The 5,621-nt window shown below is 70.3% G+C and carries 4 protein-coding genes and 1 pseudogene; 1 reads left to right on the forward strand and 4 read right to left on the reverse strand.

Features of this window, described 5'->3' with window-relative positions; translation table 11 throughout:
* The 4 genes from ACFWF3_RS22085 to ACFWF3_RS22100 all read right to left on the reverse strand — a co-directional run.
* Window positions 1–643: cell division protein SepF (locus ACFWF3_RS22085; protein WP_379315100.1), on the reverse strand; the 643-nt coding region annotated here is incomplete at its 3' end.
* 107 nt (window positions 644–750) lie between these two features.
* A complete protein-coding gene (locus ACFWF3_RS22090) occupies window positions 751–1,482 on the reverse strand; it encodes a YggS family pyridoxal phosphate-dependent enzyme (RefSeq protein WP_379315101.1) in 732 nt (243 codons plus the stop codon).
* Window positions 1,479–2,210: a peptidoglycan editing factor PgeF gene (gene pgeF / locus ACFWF3_RS22095; RefSeq protein WP_379315102.1), complete on the reverse strand. Its 732-nt coding sequence runs from the start codon at window positions 2,208–2,210 to the stop codon at window positions 1,479–1,481. The genes ACFWF3_RS22090 and pgeF overlap by 4 nt, the downstream gene beginning before the upstream one ends.
* 146 nt (window positions 2,211–2,356) lie before the next feature.
* Window positions 2,357–5,146 carry an AAA family ATPase gene (locus tag ACFWF3_RS22100; RefSeq protein WP_379315103.1) on the reverse strand — a complete coding sequence of 930 codons (2,790 nt, stop codon included), beginning with the start codon at window positions 5,144–5,146 and terminating at the stop codon, window positions 2,357–2,359.
* A 178-nt stretch (window positions 5,147–5,324) separates the two neighbouring features.
* Here ACFWF3_RS22100 and ACFWF3_RS22105 point away from each other — a divergent pair.
* Window positions 5,325–5,621 (forward strand): annotated as a pseudogene (locus tag ACFWF3_RS22105) (hypothetical protein); the annotation flags it as partial.

Genomic DNA, 5,621 nt, shown 5'->3' on the forward strand with positions numbered 1-5,621 from the left:
CACGCAGCGCGAAAGCGAGTCCGGCCGCGAAATCGACCAGCCTTTTGGCATCGGCATTGCTCAGGTCGACCAGGTCCATGATGACCGGATTCCCTTCGCGGAACCGTTCACCGATGATCCTGGCCTCGCTGTAATCGCGCGGACGCAGCGTGGTGATCTTGGACAAGGGACCTCCGTCCTCGAAGATCCCAGGACGCCGCGCGGGTGCGGGCTCGGGGCGCAAGCGCTCCTCCAGCCTGCGCTCCTCGGCGTCGGGATCGACCGCGAGCGCACCACGAGTGGAGCCGCGCATACCGGGTGCGACACCGCCTGCCCGGAAGGACCGGCCCGACGACGGCGCCGTTTCGATCCTGGTGGGGCGACGCGGCGTCTCGTAGCGATCGTCGGCGTAGGTGTCGGCGACATAGTCGTCGCGACGCGCCTGGTAGGCCGACTTGTACGCCGGCTGCGGGAAGTCGTCGGCCTCGTCCTCGAAACGGTCGGCGCCGTAGCGGTCTTCGGCATAACGGTCGTAGCTGCGCGGACGAACGCGGCCAGCGCGCTCCTCGACGCCGCGAGGGGCATGATCGTCGACGTAGTCGTCTTCGTACTCATCGAGCGGAACCATGCCGAAGTACGCCTTGAACTTATGCAGGGTACTCATCTGGTCGACCTTCCTTCGGCCCCGGTGGCGGCCGGGTGTTGAAGTTCTTGCTCAGCGCCTCTTCAGCCCAATCGTATGTGTCGAATGTGACTGGTGAGGTTTCTTTGCTACGCCGAGGTTATCGGTCGCGCGCCCATCAGGGCGGTTCCGACACGCACGCACGTCGAACCGTGTTCGACCGCAATCTCCAAATCACCCGACATACCTGCAGAAAGTTCGGTGGCTTCGGCGTGTTGCGCGAGCAGCGAAGTGTGCAATGTCGCAAGATTCGCAAACGACACATCACTCGGGGCGTCAAGGGGCGGAATCGCCATCAGACCGGCCAGATGCAGTCCGGGCGCCTTCGCTACCAGGTCGGCCAGGGCGAGCAGATCGGCCGGTGCGACACCCCCGCGTCCGGGATCGGCGTCCAGGCTCACCTGCAGCAGCACCCGCAGCGGCGCGATACGCTCGCCGGCTGCGAGTGCGTCCTGCGCCGCCCGGTCCAGGGCATTTGCCAGACGTTCGCTGTCGACCGAGGCCACGGTGTGCGCCCAGCGCGCGACCGAGCGCGCCTTGTTGCGTTGTAAACGACCGATCATGTGCCATTCGACATCGTCGTAGGCCAGCTGGTCGACCTTCGCCGAGGCTTCCTGCTCGCGCGACTCGCCGAATTCGCGCCGTCCGAGGGCGTACAGGATGGCCACATCGGTGGCGGGGAAGAACTTCGTCACCGGGAGCAGACGGACCGAGCCCGCCGGGCGCCGGGCGGCGTCGACGGCGGCGTCGACGCGCGCGAGCAGCCCGTCGAGGCGGGCCGAGAGCTCCGCGGTGCGGTCCGTCGCGGTTTCGGTCGTCATGCGGCGGGATCCATCCAGATCACGCCGGCGATGCGGCCGGTGGGGGCGCCGCGGCGGTGGCTGAACAGGGTTTTGTCCTCGATGGTGCAGCGGGGGTCGACGGCGATTCCGGCGACACCCGCCTCGGTGAGCTGTCGGCGGATGCCCGCGCGCAGGTCGAGACCGGGAGTCTTCCGAGCGGTGGTGGTCGCGCTGCCGGGCAGGTGGGCTTCCACGTCGGCGCGCATCGCGGCGGGGACCTCGTACTGACGACCCGAGGCGGCGGGGCCGAGGAAGGCGCCGATGCGGTCGACACGGGCGCCGACCGACACCATCGCGTCCAGGACGCGCGGCACGATGCCGATCCGGGCGCCGATGCGGCCCGCGTGCACGGCGGCGATGACGCCGGCCTCGTCGTCGGAGAGCAGGATCGGCACGCAGTCGGCGGTGAGCACCACCAGCGCCAGTCCCGGCACGGTCGTGACCAGCGCGTCGGTCACCGGCACCGGTTCGGCGCGCGGCCCGTCGACGATCTCGACAGTGCGCCCGTGGACCTGCTCCATCCACACCAGCCGGTCGGGAGTGAGGCCGATGCCCTCGGCCAGCCGAATCCTGTTACGGCGCACAGCTTCCGGATCGTCACCGACGTGGTCACCCAGGTTGAACGAGTCGTAGGGCGCGGTCGAGAAGCCACCGGCGCGGGTGGTGGTCACCCGGCGAACGGTCACGGTAGGAGGTGCGGAAGTCATGTGTTCGAGCGTAGTGCGGTCACCGGGTCGGGCGGTCATCGCGCGCAGTGACGTCGGTCAAGCCCGAAACGACTGGGCCGACAGGTGCTCGACCTCACCGAACGGACCGGCGCCGTCGACCGCCACGGCGATCACCGCGCGCCCGGTCACCCGGCGGACTCCGCGATGTCGAGCTCGCCGAGCTTGCGCGCGATGCCCGCGCGGCCGGCCAGTCCCAGTTTGCGCAGTACTCGGCTGAGATGGTCCTCGACGGTGCGGGGGCTGAGGCAGAGGTGCTCGGCGATGGCCTTGTTGGTGTGGCCGTTGGCGGCCAGCTCGGCGACTTCGCGTTCGCGCCGGGTCAGTGCGGCCGGGGGACCGACACGCTGGGCGCCTGCGAGACGACGTTGTTCGGTGGTCACCTCGTCGAGCAGACGGGTGGCACCGGTGGCGAGAAAGACAGCGCGTGCGGAGGCGAATCGACTGGTCGCGCGACCGAAATCACCACATCTGCCCGCGATGACACCGGCGATCAACTCGGCCTGTGCCCGGTTCACCACCATTCCGGCACGCGCGAACGCCGCGACCGCTGCCTCGGCAGCCGCTGCCGCGACGGCCACCTCGCCCGTGGCCGCGGAGTACTCGGCCCGCGCCAGCGCGGCCGCACCCACCTGACTGCCGAGGTCCCCGCCCGGCGTGATCCGCACGGTCGCGACGGAATGCTCGCCGAGGTGGACGGCGTGACTCGTCGCCGCGGCGGCCGCTTCGGCACGAGCGACCAGGTCGGCGGCGGCGGCGAGGTCGCCGGCGGCTATCGCGGCGCGGGCGGCCCGGGACAGGTGTGTCGGCGTGAGCGGGCCGGGTCGGCCGTTCTGGGGTGGGGGTGCGCAGGCGGGCAGGTCCAGGGTTCGGCCGACTTCGGTGAGGGTTGTCTCCACCACCTGGCGCCACCAGCGCACGGTGGGGCGTGTGAGCGCGGAAACGATGTGCCACTGGGTGGTTACCGCCGCCGGCGGGGCGCTCAGTTGGAGAGTGCGCAGTTTCAGCGCGCCTGCGAAGGAGACCAGGTCGGGATAGCCGAAGGTGGTCGCCGCGTCGGTGGCTTCATCGGCGGCGGCGATGGCGTCGTGGAGACGGCCGAGTTTGGCCAGCGAGTAGGCGCGAACCGTGTGGAGTTCGGCGAGAGCGTAGGTGCGGCCGAAGCGGCGGCTCACCGCGATCGCACGGTCCAGGTGGTGCAGGCCGTCGGCATCGCGGTCGAGGAAGTAGGCGCACCAGCCGAACACGGGGGCGGCGTGGACCACCTCACGCAGGACTGTGTCGGTGAGCAGGCCGAACGCTCGGCCACAGGGGTCGTAGAGCTGGGCGGCCTCGGCGATGCGCGCGTCGGCCAGGAGACCGAGACAGCGCAAGGCTGTCGCGGCGGCGCGAACGGCCGGGTCGTCGATGGCGTCGGAGTCGAACAACGCGGTGAGGCGGGCCTGGCCTTCGGAGTCCTGGCGATCCTGCATTTCCAGGATCGCGAGTTCCAGTTGCACGGGTCCGTCGCCGGGGCGGCGAGGCAGCGTCGCACCGTGCGCCAGCAGCGTGCGCGCCTGATCGACGCGACCGAGCATGCGCGCGCAACGGGCTGACAGCAGCAGCGCCTCCAGCTGGTGCCGACCCGCGGTGGCGGCAGCCGGTTCGAGGGTCTCCACCGCTCGCGCGGCCGCGCCGGACAGCAATTGCGCCCGGCCCAGTGCCAGGGCGGCGGCGAGTGGGTCGTCGGTCGCGGGCGCGATCCGCGCGGCGGCCGAAAGCCAGCGGGCGCTCGCCGCCGGGGCGTCGGCGAGCACCTGTGCGGCGGCCAGTCGCAGTTCCGCGCCCGCGATCTCGTCGGCGCCGAGGAGCGTGTGCTCGAGATGACGCGCGCGCGAGGGCATCGACGCGCCACGTGCGCGCAGTGCGAGCGCGGCCCTGCGGTGCGCCAGCGCTCGCCAGCCCTGGCCGGACAGCCGGTAGGCGGCCGTGCGAATCAGCGGATGCGCGAACGTCACCGCGCCGTCACCGATGCTGACCACGCCGCGCCGAACCAGCCCGTCCACCGCCGCGGCCACGGCGCCCTCCGCGAGATCGGCTGTCGAGCACAATAATTCGAGGTCAGGGGGCAGTCCACACACCGCGATGGCCTGCGCTACCAGCCGCTCGGTATCCGGAAGCTGGGCCAGTTCGGCGCGGATCGTCCGGTCCAGCGCCGCGAAATCGTTCGACGCGGGGTCGGGTTCCTCCCCCTGCAATGCCCGATCCAATTCGCGGTCGGGCAGATCGGCGAGCAGCGTCAGGTACAGCGGGTTGCCCTGGGACGCGGCGAACAATCTGGCCCGCCGACCCGGGTCCTCCCCCGGCAGCAACCCGTCGACATCGGCCTCGGTGAACGGTGGAACCCGCACGTGCACCGTCCGCACCCGCGGCGCGCGGACCGATCGGGCGATCGACGGTGGGCAACCGCCGTCGCGGAAGCAGAGCAGCAGGCGGAATCCCCGCGCGGGGCGGTTCCGGATCAGAAAGGCGAGCAGCCGCACCGATTCCAGGTCTGCCCACTGCGCGTCGTCGACGACGAGCAGGGTCTCGACCGCGCCGAGCGCACGCCGCACATGGCGAACCAGATCGGCCGGGTCGCGTGAATCCGGCGTCACTCCCGAGGTCTTGGGTGCCGCCGCGGACGCATCACCCGCGCCCTCACCCAGCTGCTCGACGATGTCATCGGCGAGATAGTGCGGCTGCGACTGGGCGTCCTCGGCGCTGGTGACCACCAGGACCCGGCAGCGGGCCGCGCCGATGAACTCGGCGATCAAGCGGGACTTGCCGATTCCGGCCGGTCCGTCGACCAGCAGCAACCAGGGCGCGTCCGGGCCGGTGAAAGTCGTGGTCAGCGCGGCGAGTTCGGCGGCACGGCCGACGAATGCGCGTTCGAACATGACACTCCGTACCTCACTGGCGAGATCGGCCGTGGACGGCCGGATCAGAGCATAACGGTGCCACCGCGGCGAAATTACCGTGGTTTCCCGGATGCTCGCCGACGCCGGGTGAGGTTGGGTGATCGGGGCCTACACCGCCGAAGGGTCCGCGGTGAGGTTCTGCAGAAAGAAGGTTCGCATGACGTTCACCGGCAAGGGAATGGTTTCGCGGTTCTCGCTCGCACTGCTGGCGGTCGCGGCACTCGGTGCCGCGAGTTGCTCGGCCGTGGACAAGGTCACCGAGGTCGCCAAGGACGCGAGCAAGTCCGACACCGCCCGCTCGAAGGTCGGTGAGTGCATCAACGTGATTTCGGCGTCGGTGATCGACTCCAAGACCGAGCCGGTCCCGTGCTCGGCCGAGAACGCCGTCTACCAGGTCGTGCAGGTCCACGACAAGAAGGTCGAGTGCCACGAGGACTACACCTCCTACGAGGAG

Origin of the sequence: Nocardia sp. NPDC060220, from assembly GCF_042727815.1 — a bacterium.
Taxonomy (GTDB): domain Bacteria; phylum Actinomycetota; class Actinomycetes; order Mycobacteriales; family Mycobacteriaceae; genus Nocardia.

What these genes read in the sequence shown, in the direction of transcription:
- ACFWF3_RS22090 (WP_379315101.1), bottom strand. Translation starts at nt 1,482, where the DNA reads ATGACGACCGAAACCGCGACGGACCGCACCGCGGAGCTCTCGGCCCGC.
- pgeF (WP_379315102.1), bottom strand. Translation starts at nt 2,210, where the DNA reads ATGACTTCCGCACCTCCTACCGTGACCGTTCGCCGGGTGACCACCACC.
- ACFWF3_RS22100 (WP_379315103.1), bottom strand. Translation starts at nt 5,146, where the DNA reads ATGTTCGAACGCGCATTCGTCGGCCGTGCCGCCGAACTCGCCGCGCTG.